Annotated in this window: 14 protein-coding genes; 5 read left to right on the top strand and 9 right to left on the bottom strand. The window is 61.9% G+C overall.

Going from position 1 to position 21,252, the window contains the following annotated elements; genetic code table 11:
* Nucleotides 1-213 precede the first annotated feature (213 nt).
* Entirely contained in the window at nucleotides 214-3,210 is a 2,997-nt protein-coding gene (locus tag ACFSDX_RS04290; protein WP_382311945.1) for a glycosyltransferase family 117 protein, read from the top strand.
* Nucleotides 3,211-3,299: 89 nt separating this feature from the next.
* Here ACFSDX_RS04290 and ACFSDX_RS04285 read toward each other — a convergent pair whose 3' ends face one another.
* The 4 genes from ACFSDX_RS04285 to ACFSDX_RS04270 all read right to left on the bottom strand — a co-directional run bounded on the left by ACFSDX_RS04285 (nucleotide 3,300) and on the right by ACFSDX_RS04270 (nucleotide 10,059).
* The gene (locus ACFSDX_RS04285) at nucleotides 3,300-4,928 is read right to left on the bottom strand and encodes a 3-(methylthio)propionyl-CoA ligase (protein ID WP_382311944.1); all 1,629 of its coding nucleotides are present in this window, start codon (nucleotides 4,926-4,928) and stop codon (nucleotides 3,300-3,302) included.
* Between the two features lie 175 nt (nucleotides 4,929-5,103).
* Complete coding sequence (locus tag ACFSDX_RS04280) at nucleotides 5,104-8,223, bottom strand: glycoside hydrolase family 3 N-terminal domain-containing protein (RefSeq protein WP_382311943.1); 3,120 nt, start codon at nucleotides 8,221-8,223, stop codon at nucleotides 5,104-5,106.
* 53 nt (nucleotides 8,224-8,276) lie between these two features.
* Nucleotides 8,277-9,041 (bottom strand): Dph6-related ATP pyrophosphatase, encoded by a 765-nt coding sequence (locus tag ACFSDX_RS04275; protein WP_382311942.1) that lies wholly within the window; start codon nucleotides 9,039-9,041, stop codon nucleotides 8,277-8,279.
* A gap of 64 nt (nucleotides 9,042-9,105) precedes the next feature.
* Complete coding sequence (locus ACFSDX_RS04270) at nucleotides 9,106-10,059, bottom strand: hypothetical protein (protein ID WP_382311941.1); 954 nt, start codon at nucleotides 10,057-10,059, stop codon at nucleotides 9,106-9,108.
* 130 nt (nucleotides 10,060-10,189) lie between these two features.
* Here ACFSDX_RS04270 and ACFSDX_RS04265 point away from each other — a divergent pair, with 130 nt between their 5' ends.
* Both ACFSDX_RS04265 and kdsA read left to right on the top strand, forming a co-directional pair.
* Nucleotides 10,190-10,801 carry a methyltransferase domain-containing protein gene (locus ACFSDX_RS04265; RefSeq protein WP_382311940.1) on the top strand — a complete coding sequence of 204 codons (612 nt, stop codon included), beginning with the start codon at nucleotides 10,190-10,192 and terminating at the stop codon, nucleotides 10,799-10,801.
* 66 nt (nucleotides 10,802-10,867) lie between these two features.
* Nucleotides 10,868-11,728 (top strand): 3-deoxy-8-phosphooctulonate synthase, encoded by an 861-nt coding sequence (kdsA, locus tag ACFSDX_RS04260; protein WP_382311939.1) that lies wholly within the window; start codon nucleotides 10,868-10,870, stop codon nucleotides 11,726-11,728.
* 131 nt (nucleotides 11,729-11,859) lie between these two features.
* On the opposite strand, the gene ACFSDX_RS04255 is transcribed toward kdsA, so the two are convergent.
* Both ACFSDX_RS04255 and apaG read right to left on the bottom strand, forming a co-directional pair.
* The gene (locus ACFSDX_RS04255; protein ID WP_382311938.1) at nucleotides 11,860-12,645 is read right to left on the bottom strand and encodes an O-methyltransferase; all 786 of its coding nucleotides are present in this window, start codon (nucleotides 12,643-12,645) and stop codon (nucleotides 11,860-11,862) included.
* An 82-nt stretch (nucleotides 12,646-12,727) separates the two neighbouring features.
* Nucleotides 12,728-13,114 (bottom strand): Co2+/Mg2+ efflux protein ApaG, encoded by a 387-nt coding sequence (gene apaG, locus ACFSDX_RS04250; RefSeq protein ID WP_382311937.1) that lies wholly within the window; start codon nucleotides 13,112-13,114, stop codon nucleotides 12,728-12,730.
* A gap of 133 nt (nucleotides 13,115-13,247) precedes the next feature.
* On the opposite strand from apaG, the gene ACFSDX_RS04245 reads away from it, so the two are divergent.
* Nucleotides 13,248-13,910 (top strand): uracil-DNA glycosylase, encoded by a 663-nt coding sequence (locus tag ACFSDX_RS04245; RefSeq protein WP_382311936.1) that lies wholly within the window; start codon nucleotides 13,248-13,250, stop codon nucleotides 13,908-13,910.
* A 31-nt stretch (nucleotides 13,911-13,941) separates the two neighbouring features.
* On the opposite strand, the gene ACFSDX_RS04240 is transcribed toward ACFSDX_RS04245, so the two are convergent.
* From ACFSDX_RS04240 to tsaD, 3 genes are all read right to left on the bottom strand, one after another.
* A complete protein-coding gene (locus ACFSDX_RS04240) occupies nucleotides 13,942-14,727 on the bottom strand; it encodes a C40 family peptidase (protein ID WP_382311935.1) in 786 nt (261 codons plus the stop codon).
* 90 nt (nucleotides 14,728-14,817) lie between these two features.
* Nucleotides 14,818-15,273 carry an SsrA-binding protein SmpB gene (smpB, locus tag ACFSDX_RS04235; protein WP_382311934.1) on the bottom strand — a complete coding sequence of 152 codons (456 nt, stop codon included), beginning with the start codon at nucleotides 15,271-15,273 and terminating at the stop codon, nucleotides 14,818-14,820.
* 102 nt (nucleotides 15,274-15,375) lie between these two features.
* Nucleotides 15,376-16,377, bottom strand: a complete 1,002-nt coding sequence (gene tsaD / locus ACFSDX_RS04230) for a tRNA (adenosine(37)-N6)-threonylcarbamoyltransferase complex transferase subunit TsaD (RefSeq protein WP_382311933.1) — start codon at nucleotides 16,375-16,377, stop codon at nucleotides 15,376-15,378.
* Between the two features lie 226 nt (nucleotides 16,378-16,603).
* On the opposite strand from tsaD, the gene ACFSDX_RS04225 reads away from it, so the two are divergent.
* Nucleotides 16,604-21,217 (top strand): translocation/assembly module TamB domain-containing protein, encoded by a 4,614-nt coding sequence (locus tag ACFSDX_RS04225; protein ID WP_382311932.1) that lies wholly within the window; start codon nucleotides 16,604-16,606, stop codon nucleotides 21,215-21,217.
* Nucleotides 21,218-21,252: the final 35 nt, after the last annotated feature.

Here is a 21,252-nt window from a genome sequence, read left to right as displayed (position 1 = left end):
CGGGCGAGCCGCCTGGCAACTTATTATTAACAGAAAGCAGTTCTCGGCCGGGAACTGCTTTTTTGTGCTCGGCGGTGCGCACCGCGCAACCCCTCGGGGCTTCATGCCTACTTTTGGGGGATTGTTGCCTAGCGGGCAGTTAGTTGTTTTCCCGAATTACTTGCGCTCTGCCCCTAGGGTCGCCCACTCCGGCTTCGGCCGCTTTTGCGTTGTATGCGTTCTTTTCAAAAACTGAATAACCTGGTTGGCTGGCTGGTTTTCGCCATTGCGGCCGTCACCTACCTCCTCACCCTGGAGCCCACGGCCTCGTTCTGGGACTGCGGCGAGTTCATCGCCTGCTCCTACAAGCTGCTGGTGCCGCACCCGCCGGGCGCGCCTACCTTCCTGATTTTGGGTCGTCTGATGTCGCTGCTCAGCTTCGGCGACGTGACCAAAGTGGCCGTGCTCGTCAATGCCCTCTCGGGCCTGAGCAGTGCGTTCACGGTGCTGTTCTTGTTCTGGATTATCACCCGCCTGGGGCGCAAGCTGCTGCTGGCCAGCAAGGAGCTCGACGTGGAAACGCCCGAGCCGACCAGCGGCCAAACGATACTTATCCTGGGTGCCGGCGTGGTGGGTGCGCTCAGCTTCGCGTTCTCCGACTCGTTCTGGTTCAACGCCGTGGAGGGCGAAGTGTACGCCATGTCGGCGCTGTGCACCGCCGCCGTGGTTTGGATAATGCTGAAGTGGGAAGAGTACGCCGACGAGGCGGATTCCGATAAGTGGCTCATCCTCATTGCCTACGTTATCGGCCTCAGCATTGGCGTGCACTTGCTGAATTTGCTGGCCCTGCCGGCCCTGGCCTTCATGTACTACTACCGCCGCACGGCCAACCCCACTACCCTAGGCGGTATTATTACGCTGGTGGTGAGCCTGGTTATCGTGGGTTCAGTGCTGGTAGGCATCATTCCGGGCCTGCCTACGCTGGCCGGCGGGTTCGAGGTGTTCTTTATTAATGGCTTCGGATTGCCCTTCAACTCGGGGCTGATTATCTTCCTAGTGCTGTTTGTGGGGCTTATTTACGGGGGCTTCAAGTTGTCGTACAGCCGTCGCAGCCAGCTCTTGAACACGGCCATGCTGTGCTTCGTGTTCATCCTGATTGGGTATTCGAGTTACCTCATCGTGCCCATCCGCTCGTCGTTTCACCCCACCATCAACGAGAACAACCCCGAGGATGTGCTGAGCTTCGTGAGCTATCTCAAGCGCGAGCAGTACGGCTCGCGGCCCCTGCTCTACGGCCCGCAGTTCAACGCCCAGCCCGACCACTACGAGGAAGGCGCCCCGCGCTACGCCCGCAAAGGCAGCAAGTACGAAGAGGTGCTGCCCCGCGCCCAGGAGCCCGGCTACGCCGACGCCGACAAGATGCTGCTGCCGCGTATCTACAGCTACGAGCCGGCTCACATTCAAGAGTATAAGAAGTGGATACCTGACCTGGTGGAAGGCCAGAAGCCCACGATGGGCCAGAACCTCGGCTTCCTGTTCAAGTACCAGATGGGCCACATGTTCTGGCGTTATTTCGGCTGGAACTACATCGGGCGCGACTCCGATATTCAGCAGGCGGGTGTGGTTACGCCCTTCAGCGCCGGCGCTAACAGCCTGCCGCCGCGCATTGGCCAGAGCTTCGCGCACAACAATTTCTTCGCCATTCCACTCATCCTGGGGCTTATTGGCTTGTTCTTCCAGGTGTATCGCCGGGGGCACGATGCGCTGATTGTAGGTTTGCTGTTCCTGTTCACGGGCCTGGCCATCATCATCTACCTCAACCAGCCGCCGCTGGAGCCGCGCGAGCGCGACTACACTTTCACGGGGGCCACGTTCGCGTTTGCCATCTGGATTGGCCTCGGGGTGCTAGGCATTGCCGAAATGCTGCGCGCGGTGGTGAAAGCCGATGGCGTGCGGGCCACCGTGGCGGTGCTATTGGGCGTCATTGCGCCGGGCATTTTGGCCGCCCAGGGTTGGGACGACCACGACCGCTCGGGCCGCTACAACTCGGTCGATTCGGCTAAGAACCTGCTCAACAGCTGCGCGCCGAACGCCATCCTGTTCACCAACGGCGACAACGACACTTTCCCGCTCTGGTACGCCCAGGAAGTGGAAGGCGTGCGCACCGACGTGCGCGTGGCCGTGCTCTCGTACCTGAACACCGACTGGTACATTCAGCAGATGAAGCGCCCCGCGTACAAGTCGATGCCGCTGCCCATCACGATGGGCGATGCTAGCTACGCGCAGGGCAACAACGACATTCTGTACTACAACCCCAACGAGGCCGTTAAGGAGCTGAACCTGAAAGAGTTCATTGGTCTGGTGAGCCAGAACAGCCCGCTGCTGCGCCAGAGCTACGGCGAGGGCCAGCAGGTCACGACCTTCCCGACCAGCCAGTTCTACATGCCCGTCGATACGATGGCGGTGAAGGCCCTGGGTATCATTCCGAAAGACCGCCAGCACCAGCTCGTCGACCGCCTCGACTGGAGCATGGGCAAGCGCGCCATCGAGAAGAAGAACCTGGTGATTCTGGACATGATTGCCACCAACAACTGGAAGCGGCCCATCTACTTCAGCTCCACGGTGGCCCCGTCGGACTACATGAACCTGCAGCCCTACTTCCAGCTCGAAGGCATGGCCTACCGCCTGCTGCCGCTGAAGGACCCCAACTACAACCCCCGCGGCGACGAGGGCTACGTGGAGAAACCCATCTGCTACGAGGAGCTGATGAAGACCTTCAGCTACCGCGGCCTCAACGACGCCAACATTTTCTACGACGAGAACAACCTGCGCTTCCCGGCCAACTACCGCGATAAATTTGCCCGCCTGGCCGCGGCCTACCTCGCCGCCGGCGACAAAGCAAAGGCCAAGGAAGTAGCCGAGAAGTGCCTCGCCGTGATGCCCGACGCGGCCATCCCCTTCGACTACTACACGCCGCAACTGGTGCCGGTGCTCTACGCCGTGGGCGAAAAAGACCAGGCCAACGCCATTCTGGACAAGCTCACTACCCGCAGCATTCAGATACTGAGCTACTACCAAACCCACGACGGTGCCATGTTCGACGACGCCCAGCGCGGCTACCTACTCACGCTCCAGAGCGTGTACCAGGCTGCGGCCCAGGTCGGCGACCAGGCCCGCGCCAAGAAAGCGTATGATGTCCTAGGTCCTTATTTGCAGGGCGGCGGGCAGTAAGTTAGCCCACCTCGCTCAACAAAAAAGCCACCCGCAAAGGTGGCTTTTTTGTTGGGGTCTACCCTGAGGCTATCGTTGCAGAGCAATTCCTAGGTATTCAGCTCGTACCCCGCGAAGTCTTTGCGCAGCTGCGTCTTGAGCAGCTTGCCGGTGGCGGTGTGGGGCAGCCGCGCCACAAACTCCACGGCGTCGGGCTTCCACCAAGGGGCTATTTTGCCATCGAGGAAGGCTAGTAGCTCGGCGGCGGTTACGTCGTGGTCGGGCTTGCGGACTACCACCAGCAGCGGGCGTTCGCTCCATTTGGGGTGGGGCACGCCAATGACGGCGGCCTCGGCCACGGCGGGGTGGGCGATAGCCAGGTTTTCGAGGTCGATGCTGGAAATCCACTCGCCGCCCGACTTTATCACGTCCTTAGAGCGGTCGGTGATGTTCATGAAGCCGTCGGGGTCAATGGTGGCCACATCGCCGGTCTTGAACCAGCCGCCAGCCGTGAGTTGGCCCAGTTCGGTGGTGCCGAAGTAGTCGCTGGCAATGAACGGCCCGCGCACCAGCAGGTCGCCGAAGGCCACGCCATCGTGCGGCAGCGGCTGGCCGGTCTCGTCCACAATCTCCATATCGATGCCGAAAATGACGCGGCCCTGCTTGATTTTCAAGAAGAACTGCGCCTCTTCGGGCAGCCCCAGGTGCTTGGCTTTGAGCGTGCTCACGGTACCTAGGGGCGAGGTTTCACTCATACCCCAGGCGTGCCGAATCTCGATACCCAGCTCCTCATCAAACGCTTGCAGCAAGGCCGGTGGGCACGAGGCGCCGCCTACTATCATCTTGCGCAGCGTGCTGAATTTGCGCGGGCCCTGGCGCATAAACTGGAGTAGCCCAAACCAGATAGTTGGCACGCCCGCCGAGAAGGTAACTTTCTCGTTCTCAAACAGCTCGTACAGGCTGGCGGCGTCCAGCGCGGGGCCGGGCAGCACGAGCTTGCAGCCATTGAGCGGCGCCAGGTACGGGATGCCCCAGGCATTGACGTGGAACATGGGCACGACGGGCAAAATCACGTCGCGGGCGCCGCAGCTGAAGCAGTCGGGCAGCGAGGCGGCGTAGCTGTGCAGCAGCGTGGAGCGGTGCGAGTAAAGCACGCCCTTGGGCTCGTCGGTGGTGCCCGAGGTGTAGCACAGCGACGAGGCCGTGTTCTCGTCAAATACCGGCCACTCGTAGTCGGCCGTTTCGGCGGCCAGCAACGCTTCGTAGCTATCCAGGCCGGGCAGCGCCGACTCGGCGGGCAGGTGCTCGGGCCCGGCCATCAGCACCCACTTTTCGACCTTAGGGCAGTGCGGGGCCAGCTTTTCGACCAGGGGCAGAAAGGTGAGGTCGAAGAACAGCAGCCGGTCCTCGGCGTGGTTGATGATGTAAATCAGCTGCTCGATGAACAAGCGCGGATTGATGGTGTGACACACCGCGCCCAGCCCCGAGATACCGTAGTAGAGCTCGAAGTGACGGTGCGTGTTCCAGGCTAGCGTGCCGATGCAGTCGCCGGGCTGCACGCCTAGGCGGTCTAGGGCGTTGGCCAGCTGCTTGGCGCGCTCGTGGGCGGCGGCGTAAGTGTAGCGGTGCAGGCCGCCCTCGGGCAGGCGCGACACGATTTCGGTATCGGCGTGCCACTTGGCGGCGTGCTCGATAAGCCCCGCTATGCGCAGGGGCGTGGGCATCATTAGTCCTAGCATGGGTGGGAATAGGGTTGGTAGGCGGAAGATAGCAGGCTACGCCGCGCCGGCGGCAAAGCTTGGTTTAAAATAGCTTGTCCTTACGCGTACCAGCGAAGCTAACGCACCTGAAAGGTGGCTTACTCCGCTAGCACGCGTAAGGACAATTTTATTCTACTTACTATATATCAGCAGCTTACTGCACCGCCTCAATCGCCACCTGCTGAATCTGGAGGCGCACGCCCGGCCGGCCCGGCTTAGTGTTACGGCGCGAGGGGTTGAGCCAATTAGTGAGTACTACCACAACTAATTCCTTCTCCGGGTCAACCCAGAAGTAGGTACCCGTGAAGCCCGAGTGCCCAAAGCTGCTGGCCGAGGCCCCGGGCGCCGTGTTGCCCGTGGCGGGGCTGCTGGGCCGGTCGAAGGCCAGCCCGCGCCGGTTGGTGGGGCAAAACTGGCAGCGCGTCCAATCAGCGAGAATATCGGTTTTGAAGATTTGCTGGCCGCCGTAGCGCCCGCCCCAGGCATAGGCCTGCGCCAGCTGGGCCACATCATTGGCCGAGCCAAACAGGCCCGCGTGGCCCGAAACGCCCCCTAGGAGCGCCGCGCCCTCATCATCGACGTAGCCGCGCAGCAGCTGCCGCCGAAACAGCGAGTCGTACTCGGTGGGCGCGATGCGGCTTTCGGCAAAGTGGTGCAATGGCTGAAAGTGCAACCCCGAGCCCAGCGGCCGGTACACCTGCTTGGCCAAAAACTCCTCAAACGGCTGGCCCGTGCGTCGCCGCACGAGGTCGGGGTAGAGGTAAAACGACAAATCGGAGTACACGTAGCCCTGCGCAGGCTTGAGTGGCGCGGCCCCAATCTGTTCGTAGATATGAGCCGGCAAGTCCTTACGGCCCCATATCCCGCGCGCCACCGGCAACGGAAACCGCGCCGACGAGTCGGCCCGAAACCAGCGTCGGCGTAGCGTGCCATCGTCCTTAGCCAGCGCCTTCCAGAAAGGAATCCAGGCCGGCAGGCCGGCTTGGTGCGTCAGTACGTCGCGCATTTTCAGGCCGGCTTTGTCGGTCTTTTGCAGGAAAGGGAAAAACTGCCCTAGGGTACTGTCTGGACTGAATTTTCCCTGCTCTTGCAGCTTGAGCAGTGCGGGCATTGCCGCCAGCACCTTAGTCAGCGACGCCAGGTCATAGACGTCGGTATTCTGCACCAGCCGGGCCGATGTCCTAGGTGCCTCCGCCGCTGAGCCAGTGGCCGAAGCGCTGCCCGGCTCGCTCCCGAAATTGCCGGCCGCCGACGCCACCGCGACGCTCGGCGCACTCACCATAGGCAAGGTCACGCCGCTGGTAGCCGCCTGGTAGCCGTAGCTTTTGCGCAGCACCACTACCCCGCGCCGGGCAATGACGACTTGGGCGCCCGGCGTAGCGCCCGCCGCGAGCGCCTGCGCCATCACGCTGTCCACGCGCGCTTCCAGGCGCGCATTCATGCCCGCATCCTCGGGGTGGGCGTAGGCCAGGCGCTGGCCGGGCTGGGTGGTGAGGCCGTAGCCGATGGGCAGATTATTGGCCACCGTTACAGGTAGTTTGCCGCGGGCACCGATGCCGCCGAAAATAAGCTGCGCCGCTAGCTGCTGGGCCTCAACACTTTCCTGGTAGGCCAGCACCACGGCGCTGGCGCGGTCGTAGTCGCGCACCTTGGATACAGCGTAGGCCGAGCCGAACACGCTGAGTACCACCTGCTGGCCGGGCTTAGTGAGCTCGCGCAGCAGCAGCTGCGCCTCGGGCGCGATGCCGAAGCTGGTGGCCGGCAGGCGACCTAAGCTTTGCAGCGCCACCAGCACCACATCGTAGGAAAAGAGCTTGGCGCGCATGTCCACCAACTCATCTAGGGTGGGCGCGGCGGGCAGGTGGAAGTGCGCCACTTGCGCATCGTAGTCGGCCACGGCGCGCTGAAAATCGGTGGTGTCGGCGGGGCTACCACCCACCACCAGCGTGGCCAGGCGCAGCGTATCGAGGCGCTGCAAGGGCAAGATATTGCGCTGGTTGCGCAGCAGCGTGATGCTGTGCTCAGTGAGCCGGTGGCTGAGGTAACGGGCGTGCGCCGGGTTGAGGTCAGCCACGATATTCTGCTCCGCCACGGGCCGGTACTTATGCAGGCCGGCCCACTGCTTGAGGGCCAGCACGCGGCGGCAGCTTTCGTCGATGCGCGCCTGCGAGATGCGCCCGCTGTCCACGGCCGCCAACACGGCTTGCAGGGCCACCGGCACGCTTTTGCTGAACTCCAGCACGTCGTTGCCGGCCAGGATGGCGCGCACTTCGGCTTCGCCAGTGGGCACCTTGGCAATGACGCCCTTCATGTTCATGGCGTCGGTAAAAATCACGCCTTTAAAGCCCAACTGCTGACGCAATAGCCCCGTCACCACGGGCTTCGAGAGCGTGGTGGGCGCGCCCGAGTTGTCGAGCGCCGGCACGTCGAGGTGCGCTATCATCATGCCGCCGATACCATTGGCAATCATGCTTTTAAACGAGGGCAGCTCCAGCGAATCGAGCCGGCCTTTGTCGACCCGTACGATGGGCAGCGCCAGGTGCGAATCGGCCTCCACGTCGCCGTGGCCGGGAAAGTGCTTGGCCACGGCCAGCACGCCCGCATCCTGCATGCCGCGCATGTAGAGGCGGCTTAAGCGCGCCACCGCCACTGGGTTTTCGCCCCACGAGCGGAAGCCGATAACGGGGTTGGCCGGGTTGTTATTGACATCGACCACCGGCGCGAAATTGACCTGCATACCCAGCCGCGTGAACTGCCGCGCCACCTCGCGCCCCATATCGTAGATGAGCGCCGAATCGGCCTCGGGCACCGCCCCCAGGCTCATCTGGTACGGGAAGCGCAGCACGCTGTCGAGGCGCATGCCGGCGCCCCACTCGCCGTCCATGGCCACTAGCAGTGGCACCCGGCTCTGGGCCTGAAAGCGGTTGAGCAGGCGCGCCTGCCGCACCGGTCCGCCCTGAAAGTATATCAGCCCGCCGATGCCGTAGTCCTTTATCAACGTCGAGATAGAATCTTGGTAGACAGCAGGTTTATTGGAATACGCCGCCACCATAAACAGCTGCCCCACCCGCTGCCGGGGCGTGAGGCTACGCATCAGGCTATCGACCCAGGGCGAGTGCAGGTAGCTCAAGAAACCAGGTGCCACGCCGGTAGCCCTAGGGGCCGCGGGGCGCGCAATTTTCTTAATGGGCCGGGCGACGGGGCGGCGCTGGGCGGGGGCCAGCAGCGGCGCGCTCAGCAGCAGCGCAAGCAGCAGAAGTTTGAAACGAGACAAATGGAGGCGGTTTAGTAGGCGAAACGAGCGCGTAAAAGTCGGGGATAGTTGGGCTAGGTTGTCGCGCTCACCGGCCGGCCGGGTATTTTAAGCTCCCCGCCCGGCAGCAAGTCGCAGTACCAGAAGCCCGCCGCAAAGGGGTCATCGAGGGCGCCGCTGCCCACGTTGCCGGTGGGCGATTGGTACGTGCGGCGCACCAGCTCACCGCGCACTACTTCAATCGGCTGGCTGAAATACGGCGCGTCGAACACGAAGCTGTGGTACTCGCCGTTCTCACCGCAGGGGTCCACGCCGGGCGGCAGGTCGCGTACAAAGTCGCGGTCGAGCAGCCGGCCGCAGAAGCTGGCGTCCAGCGCCCGGTCGTTCACGCACACCACGATGGCCTGAAACCCTAGGTCCCAAAACTCGCGCAATACATCGAGGCTAGCGCGCTGCCACAGCGGAAACGCGCCCCGCAGCGGCACCCGCGCCAACTGCTGCTCGCGGTAGGCGCGCAGGTCTTCCAGAAAAATATCGCCGTAGATGGCCGTGTCGATACCCTGCTGCCGCAGGTCGGTGAGCGTGGCCAGCAGCGCCTGGTCGTAGTCAGCCATCGAAGGCATTTCGGGCAGTTGCAGCTGGCGCAACGGCAGCCCCAGGCGCTGGGCCTGGGCTTCGAGCAGCTCCAGCCGCACGCCGTGCATCGACACGCGCTGGTAGTGCGCGTTCACACTGGTCAGCAGCTGAGTCACCTGGTAGTTGGGGTCGCGCAGGGCGTGGTGCAGGGCCAAGGCCGAGTCCTTGCCGCCGCTCCAGCTCATGAGGGCATTGTGGGGCATCAGTAGCTACAAAAAAACGTCCTGCCGCGGGTGCAGCAGGACGTTCTAATTAAATTAAGTTACTCTATTTCAACGTAAAGGTCGTCTTGCCCATCAGGGCGCCGCCTTCGTAGAGCTCCACCGTGTGCTGGCCGATTTTGTAGTCACCGCCCTTGGCGTACACAAAATTCAGCGGCTGCTTGGTGTTGTCGAACACCACGTCCTGCTTCTGGGTGTAGAAGGCCTCCTGGCCATCAACGCTGAACGTGCCGCCGCCGGTGCTCAGGTTGTAGAGGGCCGCGCCGTCGGGCTCCAGAATGCGTAGGTAAATCTGCTTGGTTTCCTTCGGCGACACGTCGTTGCGGGCCAGGCTAAAGGTCACTTTCACGCGGTCTACGCGCTTGGCCTTGAACTCCTCCTTGTCGTCGTCCTTCTCCTTATTCTTGGAAGTCAGGATGCTAACGTGAATATTGTCAGCCTGCAAGCGCGAAGCTACGTTGACTTTGTCGCTCAGCTCGCGGTTGGTTTTGGCAATCGTGCTGATGGTATCGGTCAGCTTGTTTTGCTTTTCCTTCAGGGTCGTCGTTTCCGTGTATAGCGTCTCGTTCGACTGCTTGAGCGAAGCGATTTCGTCGTCTTTTTTCTTTAGCTGGCTCTCCAGGTTGAGGGCGCGCTGCTTGAATTGCCGCTGCTGGGCCACCGAAAACGAACCGGCTTTGAACGAGCGCAGCTTCAGCAAATCGGCGTTGATACCCGCGATGCGCGCCACCAGCGAGTCATTGCTGAGGCCCAGCTTTTGCAGGTCCTGGCTCTGGCGCTCGTAGTTGGCTTTCAGGTCTTCAAACTCCTTTATCTGGGCCGTCAGCTTGGTGTCCTTGGCTTGCACTTGGGTAGTAAGCTGCTCGTTCTCAGTTTTTTTCTGATTGTTTAGGTAAAACAATACGCCGTTGATACCGAGCAGCACCAGGACGAGGGCCACCCACAGCAGGACGCGGCTATTATTCTGGCGAGGTTCGGGTTGTTCGTTCTGAGGTTCCATGCGGGGTGGGGGGCCAAAAAGTGAAAGAGATGCAGGCGTGAGCCGGCCAATTAAGCAGACGGCTACCTTTGTAACGGGTAAAAATAGCGTTTATTTCTACTTCGCCTAGTCCTCTTCCTACTTTGCGGCCATGCAAACGGATTTCCCCGCCTTCGATGCTGTCTATTGGCAGGCCCGCTACGCCGCCCCCGGCCGCGCCGGCTGGGACGCCGGGCGCCCCACCCCGCCCCTGCAAGCGTACTTCGACCAGCTCGATGTGCCGCGGCAGCCGCGCATCCTCATCCCCGGCGCGGGCCGCGCCTATGAGGCCGAGTATCTGCACCACCTAGGGTTTCAGCACGTGGTGGTGGCCGACCTGGCGCCCGAGCCCCTGGCCGAACTCGCCGCCCGCGTGCCCGACTTTCCGCACCCGCACCTTTGGCAAGCCGATTTCTTTGCCCTAGGTGAAGCCGAAACCTTCGATTTAATTATCGAGCAAACGTTCTTCTGCGCCCTCGCGCCCAGCCTGCGGCCGGCCTACGCCGCGCAATGCGCCCGGCTGCTGCGGCCGGGCGGCAAACTCGTGGGGCTGCTCTTCGACACCCCGTTTGCCGGGGCCACCGAGCCGCCATTTGGCGGCAGCCGCGCCGAGTACGCGGCGTACTTTCAGCCGTATTTCCGGTTTGTTCATTTCGAAACTGCGCACAACTCGCTGCCCGCCCGCGCCGGCCGCGAGCTGTTTATTTGCCTGCAAAAGCTGTAACGCCTGGCTCCAGCCCGGTGCTTCTCACCCCTACCCTTCGCCAAGCTGGAGCTTGGCGCTACGCTCATGCTCACCTCGCTCGCCCAAGCCCTCCCCCACTTCCGCAACACTAATTCTGGCCAGTTCTTTTTGATGGCCGGCCCCTGCGTCATCGAGGGCGAAGACATGGCGCTGCGCATTGCCGAGCGCGTGAAGCACATCACCGATAAGCTTCAGATTCCCTACATATTCAAAGGCTCGTACCGCAAAGCCAACCGCTCGCGGCTCGATTCCTTCACCGGCATTGGCGACGAAACGGCGCTGCGCATCCTGCAGAAAGTGGGCCGCGAAATCGGCGTGCCCACCGTCACCGACATCCACGAGTCGGACGAAGCCGCCCTGGCGGCCGAATACGTCGACGTGCTGCAAATTCCGGCTTTCCTCTGCCGCCAAACCGACCTGCTGGTAGCCGCCGCCAAAACCGGCAAAGTGGTGAATATCAAGAAGGGCCAGTTCCTGAACGGCGAAGCCATGCGCTGGGCCTTGGACAAAGTACAGGGCGCCGGCAACCCGAACGTCATCCTTACCGACCGGGGCAACTCGTTCGGCTACAGCGACCTAGTGGTTGACTTCCGCAACCTGCCCACCATGCGCGGCTTCGGCGTGCCCGTGGTGATGGACGTGACGCACTCGCTGCAACAGCCCAACCAAGCCAGCGGCGTAACGGGCGGCCAGCCCGCCCTCATCGAAACCATTGCCAAGGCGGCCATTGCCGTGGGCGCCGACGGCCTGTTCATCGAAACGCACCCCACGCCCGCCACCGCCCTCTCCGACGGCGCCAACATGCTGCCCCTCGACCAGCTCGAAGCCCTGCTGCAGCGCCTCACCCGCGTGCGCGAGGCCGTGCGCCCCACCGGCGACCTCAACCCCCAAGGACTGAATGCGTAGCTAACCCTCATCTGAGGCCGCGGCAATAAGAAGGCGGAGCACCAGTGGGAAAGATTATTTCCCACTGGTGCTCCGCCTTCTTATTGCCGCTTGGCTACCTCACGCAGTTTATCTGTAATATAACGCGGCGCTCACGGCCGCAGCCAGAAATTCTGCCTAGGTTGCTTTTTGCGAAAGAATACCAGCCCGACGTAAAACAGGTCCACAGTCACGGTCACGGCGGGGTGAGCTTTAATGGCCTCCCAAGCCTGCTCCATTTCGGCCGACCAGTGAATGTCGTCGAGCACGAATACGCTGTTGTCGTGCGCCTTACATAGGCACTGCTCAAAGTAGCGCAGCGTGGGCTCGTAGCGGTGGTTGCCGTCGAAAAAGACGAAATCGACGGGCCTAGTGAGCCCAGCCAGCGTGGCGGGCAGCGTCTGGTCGAGGTTGCCGGTTACTAGTTCTACGTTGCCTAGGTGTAGCTTGGCGAAGGTCTCGCGGGCCACCGCGGCCGTGTTGGGACAGCCCTCGAAGGTGATGACTTTACTGCGCGAGTCGGCCGCCGCCAGGTAGGCCGTAGTGAGGCCCAGCGACGTGCCCAGCTCCAGGATGGTGGCGGGCTGGAAATGATTGACCAGCCGAAACAGCAGCTGCGCCAGCCGCGAGGGCTTGGCGGCGTGGCGCGCAATATCGCTAAGCCGCCGTTGCTGGCCACCGCCCCCGGCCACCTGCGAGCCCGCCCCAAAATCCGTGACCGCAATACGCTGAGTACTTTTTAGTAGCTCGCGCCGCCGCGCTTCAATCGGGCCAAACGCCTTGAACTTACCGTTGTGGCGGATAACGGTGGTATAAAGCCCGTAAATAAATGGCGAATGCAGCCCGTGGGCATTGCCCGAGCGCAACCAGTAGCGCAGATAAGCGAAAAGTTGATGCAAGCTAATAGCTGTTAGCTGTCAACTGCTAGCTTCTTGGCTTTATGCAGCTAATAGCTGATAACCAATAGCTAACAGCCAAAATCTAGTTCATCCGGTAGGGTACCATCAGGGTAAACTCCGGAATTGTGACTTGAAATTGCTCGCCGTTGGCGAGGCGCTCCATAAGGTAGGTGCCCTCCATCTTACCCACGCCCGATTTGAGATTGCAGCCACTCATGTACTGGTGCGATTCGCCGGGCTCGAGCACGGGCTGGCGGCCTACCACGCCTTCGCCCTCCACTTCGCGCACCGTGCTGTTGGCATCTGAGATAAACCAGTGGCGCCGCAACAGCTTGACGGTGTATTCGCTATCGTTGCGAATATCAATACGATAGGCAAACACAAAGTGCTCCTGCGAAGGACTAGAATAATCGGGCAGATAATTGGTCGTAACCGTAACGGTTACGCCCTGCGTAGTGGTAGTAGGCATAAGCGGCGGCAGCGAAGGTAGGCTACGGGGCCAACAGCAGCCCGGAAACTTTGGTTTTATACGAACTTAACGCCCCTAACGGCTTTCGCACTGCTTTATTTTTTGTTTTTCGACTTTCCTCTCCTCTTCCCTCATGGTCAAAATTGCCGAAAGCTGGCGGCCGGTACTCGCCGCCGAGTTTGAGAAGCCTTATTTTCAGAAGCTAACCGCCTGGGTGCGCGGCGAGTACGCCACCACCACGGTGTACCCCCTAGGCTCCCAGATTTTTCACGCTTTCGATGCGTGCCCCTTCGACGAGGTCAAAGTCGTTATCCTAGGGCAAGACCCCTACCACGGCAAAAACCAGGCGCATGGCTTGGCCTTTTCGGTGAATGAAGGCGTGCGCACGCCGCCTTCACTGCACAATATTTTTAAGGAGCTGCAAGACGATATTCCGAGCACGCCGGCCCCTGCCAACGGCAACCTCGACCGCTGGGCCCAGCAGGGCGTGCTGCTCCTCAACGCCACGCTCACGGTGCGCGCCGCCACGCCGGGCTCGCACCAAAAGAAGGGCTGGGAGGAGTTTACGGACGAGGTAATCAAGCAGGTGTCCGCTGGCCGGCCGCACGTAGTATTTATTTTGTGGGGCGCCTACGCCCAAAAGAAAGACGAGCTGATTGACGCCAGCAAACACTTGGTGCTCAAGGCTGCGCATCCCTCGCCCTACTCCGCCGACCGCGGCTTCTTCGGCTCCAAGCCCTTCAGCAAGACGAACGAATGGCTGGAGCAGCACGGCGAAACGCCTATTCAGTGGTAATTCAATTGTAGCGCGAACTTTCCAGTTCGCGCTACAATACCCGCTTTATCAGGCGCAGCTTGTGGCTGTATTTCTGCCGGTCGCGGTTGAAGATGCCGTGGTGGTCGAGCGGGTCGAGGCGCACCTCGCCGTGCGCGTGCAGGATTTGACCTTCGTCGAAGACCACGCCCACGTGCACGATACGACCATCGGCGTTCTCAAAAAAAGCCAGGTCGCCGGGGCGCGCCTGAGTCACAAAATCGACGGGCTGCCCTAGGGCAATCTGCTGGTAGGCATCGCGCGGTAGCTGCACGCCCAGCAAGCCAAAGAGCTGCTGCGTGAGGCCCGAGCAGTCGAGGCCAAATACGCTTTTGCCACCCCACACGTAGGGTGCGCGCAGGTAGAGCAGGCCCATCTTGCGCAGCAGCGCGAGCTGGCGCTCGGGCGTGGTAGGCTGCGCGGGGTTAGTAGCCGTGCCATTGTAAAACAAGCACTTATCGCCCACCTTCAGCGTCATGCCGTCGAAGAAGGGCAGCCGGCAACCCACCGTGATGGGCTGGCGCGTGTCGGCATCTGATACTACCTGCACCAGGTCCAGCGCCCTAGGGTGCTCCTGCGCCCGCCACGCCTCAAAGTAGGCCGGGCTCACGGGCAGGTGCTGCTTGTAGTCAATCCAGCCCTGGTACTGGTCAGCGGCGCTCTCCACGTGCAGCCAGTTGCCCTGCGTGAGCAGCACAGTGTAACAATCGCCAAACAGCAACTCGGTGATTAGCTCGGCCTTATCGCTGGCCTCGGCCCGAACGGGAACGGCGCTGAGCGCGCAAATACCTGGGTTCAATGAGTGAAGTAGTGAAGGAGTGGATGAGTGAATGAAGGGGCGAATGGCTAATTGATGGCTTAAAAATTCACTCATTCGCTCATTCACCCTTTACCGAAAACGCTCCATTTCGCGCTTCTGGTCTTTGGCTTTGAGGTCTTCGCGCTTGTCAAACAGCTTTTTGCCCTGGGCCAGCGCTATTTCGAGCTTGGCAAAGCCGCGGTCAGTCACGAACAAACGCAAGGGAATGATGGTGAGGCCGGTATCCATCTTACCGGCCAGCTGCTTGAGCTCGCGCTTGTTGAGCAGCAGCTTGCGGACGCGCATAGCATCGTGGTTGTTGTAAGTACCTGGCGTATAGGGCGCAATGCGCACGCTGTGCACCCACAAGTCACCCTTGTGGTCGAAGGTGCAGTAGCCATCTTGCAGGTTTACTTCGGCAGCGCGCACGCTCTTTATTTCGGTGCCGTGCAGCATCATACCCGCGTCGTACTTGGCCAAGAACGTGTAGTCGTGGCTGGCGCGGCGGTTTTTGATGTTGATAGGGGCGGGAGTCTTGTCTTTCATACCGCAGATTTAACGGATTTAACGGATTGCGCGGATACGCTTGCCTGCGGCAAGCTGGCTGCGCTTCCGGCGATGGGTAGGGCGCAGTGAGAGAGCCATACGTTATAATTTCAACCTAGGGTCGGGGCTGGTGAGCTGGCTGGCAAAGTCGCCGGCTTCGTATTGGAACAGAGCGGCCTGGCCTACCATGGCAGCGTTGTCGGTGCAAAACTCGAAGTCGGGGATGAATACGTCCCAGCCTTCGGCCTGGGCTAGCGCCTGCACGCCCTGGCGCAGGCCCGAGTTGGCGGCCACGCCGCCGGCCAGCGCCACTTGGTGCAGCCCGGTGGCCTGGGCGGCTTTTTTGAGCTGGCGCAGCAGCGTCTGCACAATGGTGTGCTGAATGCTGGCGCAGAGGTCAGCCAAGTTCTCTTCCACGAACCTAGGGTTGGCAGCCGTCTCCTTTTTCAGGAAGTAGAGGACCGACGTTTTGAGGCCGCTGAACGAGAAATTATAGCCCTCCAGCGCACCCTCGGGAAAGGGAAAGCGGCGGGGGTTGCCGGTCTGGGCCAGCTTGTCGAGGCGCGGGCCGCCGGGGTACGGCAGGCCGAGCAGCTTGGCCGTTTTGTCGAACGCTTCGCCCGCCGCATCGTCGATGGTCTGACCTAGGATTTCCATGTCCAAGGCGCTGCGCACCACCACCAATTGCGTGTGCCCGCCGCTCACGGTGAGGCACAGAAACGGAAACGCCGGTTTGGGCTCCCGGATGAAGTGCGCCAGAATGTGCGCCCGCATGTGGTTCACGGCCAGCAGCGGTTTGCCCAGGGCCAGCGCCAGGCTCTTGGCAAACAAGTTGCCTACCAACAAGGAGCCGAGCAGGCCGGGGCCCTGGGTCACGGCCACGGCATCTAGGTCGTTTTTATCGATGCCAGCCTGGCGCAGCGCGGCCGTAACGACCGGCAGCAAGTGCTGCTGGTGCGCCCGCGAGGCCAGCTCGGGCACCACGCCGCCGTATTGCTCGTGCACGGCCTGGCCGGCCACTACGTTGCTGAGCAGCTGACCATTGCGAAACACGGCGGCGCCCGTGTCGTCGCAGCTCGATTCGATGGCGAGAAGGGTAAGCACTTCGTTTTAGTTATGAGTTATGAGTTATGAGTTATGAGTTGGCTTCGTCCGAGTCAGCGTTAAACCAACTCATAACTTTTAACTCATAACTCATAACTCCCTTGCAAAGGTCGGGCGAACCCGCCGACTATCTGTTCCGTTTGCGGGAGCACTGTGCGCGAAAAGCCGCACCTTTGCGTTTTACCAGCCAGACCAAGCTGGTTATAACCTCTTTCTATCCGTATTCGTGCGTCGCGCTTTCCGCATTCTGCTCCGAACCTTGCTGGGCCTGCTTGTGCTGGGCCTGGTGCTGGTGGGTGGCGTGCTGGTGGCCCTGCGCATCCCCAGCGTGCAAACGCGCCTGGCCCAAAAGGCCGCTGCCGTACTTTCCCAGAAGTTGGGGCAGGTAGTAGAAATCGGGGGCCTGGACGTGCGGCCCTTCTCGCACGTGCTGCTCGACCGGGTGCGGGTGCGCGACCGCCGCGGGGGTGAGCTCTTCAGCATTGGGCGGGCCGACGCTGATATTCAGCTGTTTTCAGTATTCGACCCTAGGCACTTGCACGTGGGCACGCTCACGCTCACGGAGCCGCGCTTTGCCCTGCGCGACGTGGCTGGCCAGCCCGACTCCACCACGCTCGACCAGTTTTTGAGCGCCATTAAGCGCCTGGCCGGGCCGCCCGACACAACGACGACTTCAAAGCCCTTTGATTTTCAGCTGCACGACGTGGCCCTTCGCAACGGCCATTTTGAGCTGGAGCGGCCCGACCGGCCCCGCGACCCCGCCTATGGCCGCAGCATCGACTACGCCCACATGCAGGTCGATAGTATTTACGCCGACATCTCGGCCCTGAACTTTAGGACCGATACCCTGCGGGTGCGGGTGGCGGGCCTGCGGGCAGTGGAAGTGCCTTCCCAAACGCATCTGCGCGAGCTCACGGCCGACATTCAGTACCAGGCGCACTTCTGGGAGTTTGCGGGCCTGAAGCTGCGCATCGGCCGCAGTGAATTGCAAAAGTACCTGCGCTTTGAATACAAGCGCTTTGGCAACTTTTCCGACTTCAACGACTCGATGCGGGTGGTTACGCAGCTGCGCGGAGCCAAGCTTTACACCGATGACATTGCCAAGTTTGCGCCGCAGCTGGCTTCGCTGAAGGATTCTATCCGGATTTCGGGCGACGCAAAGGGCTACGTGCGCGATTTTCAAATCAAAAACCTCGACGTGCGCTACGGCCGGCGCACCCACGTGGTGGCCAGCCGCGCCCACGCCGACAACTTGCCGCGCTGGCGCACTAGCCTCATGGACTTACGCCTGCAACCCTCGCAGGTGGACGCGGCCGACCTGCGCCGCTGGCTGCCGCGCTCAGCCAATACGCTGGTGCAGCGCCTAGGGCTGATAAAACTAAACGGCCAGTTTGTGGGCTACGTGACCGACTTCGTGGCCAATGCCTCGTTCGACACGGCCCTAGGCAAGGTTTCGACTGACCTTAACCTGAAGACCAAAAGCGACTTCGACCACGCCCGCTACGAAGGCGACATCCAGAGCACGGCTTTTCAGCTGGGCAAATTCATCGGTGACGAGTCGATGATTCGGGACGTGACGCTGCGCGGCAAAGTGACCGGCACGGGCTTCGTGCCGCCCGTGGCCAAGGGGCACGCCGTGGTGGCGGTGCCCGCCATCTGGCTCAATGGATACCGCTACCACAACCTAACCCTCAACGGCGACTTTGCCGGGCAGGGCTTTAAGGGCAAAATCACGGCCAACGACCCCGCCGTGCAGCTCACGGCCAACGGCGAGTTTGACCTCAACCCCCGCCACCAGCGCATAGACGTGACAGCCGCCATCGGCCGGGCTAACTTAGGTACCCTAGGCCTGCTGGACATGCCGCTGGTGGTACGCACCAACGCCCAGGTGCACCTGCGCGGCACCCAGCTCGACTCGCTGCTGGGCTACGCCCGGCTGCGCGACTCACGCTTCACGCTGCGCGGCCAAACCCTGGAGCTCGACACCCTGGACGTGACCAGCACCCGCAACAGCCGCGGCGAGCGCGCGGTGAGTCTGCGCTCGGAAGTGCTGGCCGTATCGGCGGCGGGGCGGTTTGAGGTGGCCACCGTGCGGCGCGATATCGAGACGCTCTGGCACGAGTACCGGCTCAATTTTGAGAGCAACGCGGTGGCCACGGCGGCTTACTACCAGCGCAAGCGCCAGCAGGCCTTGCCCACCTACGAGATTGATTTTGATGTAAATTTCAAGCACATCAACCCCGTGCTAAACCTGCTGATGCCCGACTTACAGCTCTCGGACAATAGCCGCATCGACGGCTCGTTCCGGCAGGGCGAAACGTCGATTTTGCAGCTTGGCGGTCGGTTTGACAGCATCTGGTACGGGCCAGTGCGCACGGTGGCCACCGAGTTTGACTTCACCACGTCCAAGCTGCCCTACCGGCCCGAGGTGCTGGCGCAGGCCAGCGTGACCTCGGCGCGCCAGCTGGTACCGGGGCTGGGCCGCACCGAGAAATTTGTGGTGGAAGGCGTGTGGGACCAGCAGCGCATCAATTTTTCGACCTCGCTGGCCCAAAGCGGCACCACCAACCGCGCCACCATCAACGGGGCGCTCTCGTTTTTGCCTAGGGTGGTGGAGGTGGTTTTCCGCCAGAGCGGCCTGCACCTGCTCGATAAGGAATACACGATTGCGGCCGATAACGTCATCCGCATCAGCGACTACGGCAAGCGGCTCGACATTCAAAATTTCGTGCTCAGCAACGGCAACCAACGGCTGAGCGCCCAGGGCATCATCTCGCCTGACCCGCGCCAGCCGCCCTTGCAGCTCGACATCGCCAACTTCGACCTAGGCACCCTGAACTCCGTGATTGACCAGCGGCTGGGCGGGCGCCTGAATCTAAAGGCCTCGGTAAGCGGCATTTACAATGACCTGGCCGTGAACAGCACGCTGGCCGTCGATTCGCTGGTGTACGAGGGCGTGCCCATTGGGCAGGTGGCCGGGCGCGGCGACTGGGACAACCCCAGCAGCCAGCTGCGCATCAACCTCGACGTGGCCCGCCAGCAGCAGCGCGTGCTATCCGTGACGGGCTACCTGGCGCCAAAGTCGGCCACCCAGCAGTTTAACCTCACCGGCCGCCTCGACGACGCGCCCGTGGTATTGGCCCAGCCCTTCCTCACCGGTATCCTGGATAAGCTGGGCGGCACGGCGCAGGGCGAGCTCATGCTCACCGGCCTGTTCAGCGCGCCTATTCTTACGGGGGCGTTGGACGTGCAGAACGGGCGCTTCACCTTTGGCTACCTAGGCACCACCTACACTTTCGCCGACCGCATCACGTTCACGAACACCAGCATTTTGCTGGCCGGCATTAAGCTGCGCGACGCCCAGGGCAACACGGGCACGGTGGACGGCAGCATCAACCACCAGGGCTTTCAGAACATGAGCCTAAGCCTGCGGGCTAACTTCCGCAAGTTTCAGGTCCTCAGCACCACGCGCAAGGACAACGACATGTACTTTGGCACGGCCTACGCCACGGGCACGGCCACCGTGCGCGGCCCAGTCGATGACCTAGTGGTGGACGTGCGCGCCACCTCGGAGGCCGGCACGCGCCTGGCGTTGCCCCTCGATAATGCGGCCAAGGCCCAGCAAGCCACCTATATCAAATTCGTGAACCGCAACCTGCCCGACTCGGTGAAGCGGCGGCAGGCCATCACGGCCGCCACGCTGGCGGCGCAGAATAAGGTCGATTTGTCGGGTATTCAGCTGAACATGAACCTGACGGTGACGCCCGACGCCTACCTCGAGATTTTGCTTGATGAGGCCACCGGCGACGTAATCCGGGGGGCGGCCACCGGGCAGCTGCGCCTGGCCATCGACACGCGGGGCGAATTTAATATGTACGGGCAGGTCGAGATTGTGCGCGGCGCCTACAATTTCACGCTGCAAGGCTTGGTTAACAAGGAGTTTGTGGTGCGGCCGGGTGGCGTTATCACCTGGAACGGCGACCCGCTCGACGGGCAAATGAACGTGACGGCGACCTACACCCAGCGCACCTCGCTGGCGCCGATTCTGCAAACCAGCAGCGGCGGCAGCACCGGCAGCGGCGCGGCCGTGGTGCCCGTTACGGCCGTGATGAACCTGACCGGGCCGCTGCTGCTACCGGTTATCAAGCTGGCGCTGGAGTTTGATGATGCACCTAGCTCGCTCCAGAATGACCTAGCCTCGTTCATTGCGCTGCTGCGCAACGACGAGCAGGAGCTGAACCGCCAAGTGTTCAGCCTGTTGGTTTTCCGCACGCTATCGCAGCAGAACGCGTTTACCAGCGTCTCGCTCAGCGGCCAGGGCAACGCGGTGCAGAACAGCCTAGGGCAAATTATTTCGTCGCAGCTCGGCGCGCTCACCTCGCAGATTGACCAGAATCTGGAGATTGACTTCAACATCAACGGCCTCACCGCCGACCAGCTGCAAGCCCTGCAAGTGCGCCTGAGCTACTCCTTCCTAAACGGGCGCCTGCGCCTCACCCGCGAGGGCGGCATCAGCAATACCTCGACCACCACCACCACCACGGGCATCACCACCACCAACCAGTCGTCGCTGCTCGGTGACTTTAGCCTCGAATACTTCCTGCGGCCCGACGGTAAGTTCCGGGCCAAGCTGCGCTACGAAACCACTCCGCGTACCGGCGACCTCATCAACAACGTCAACCAGAACCAGGCCCGCGCCGGCATCTCGCTGCTGCACACCGAAGAGTTTAACTCGCTGCGCGACTTATTTGGCCGCGAGTCGCCGACCCGCCGCGAGCGCAACCGGGAGCGCGCCCGCGAGGTGCTCACGGTCGAGGAAGACCCTAAAACGAACATGTAGGGCGCTTTACCAGCTACCCAGGCGCTGTTTTGCTA

Source organism: Hymenobacter bucti (genome assembly GCF_042681145.1).
Classification (GTDB): domain Bacteria; phylum Bacteroidota; class Bacteroidia; order Cytophagales; family Hymenobacteraceae; genus Hymenobacter; species Hymenobacter bucti.
This window is presented reverse-complemented; position numbering and strand designations above follow the sequence as displayed.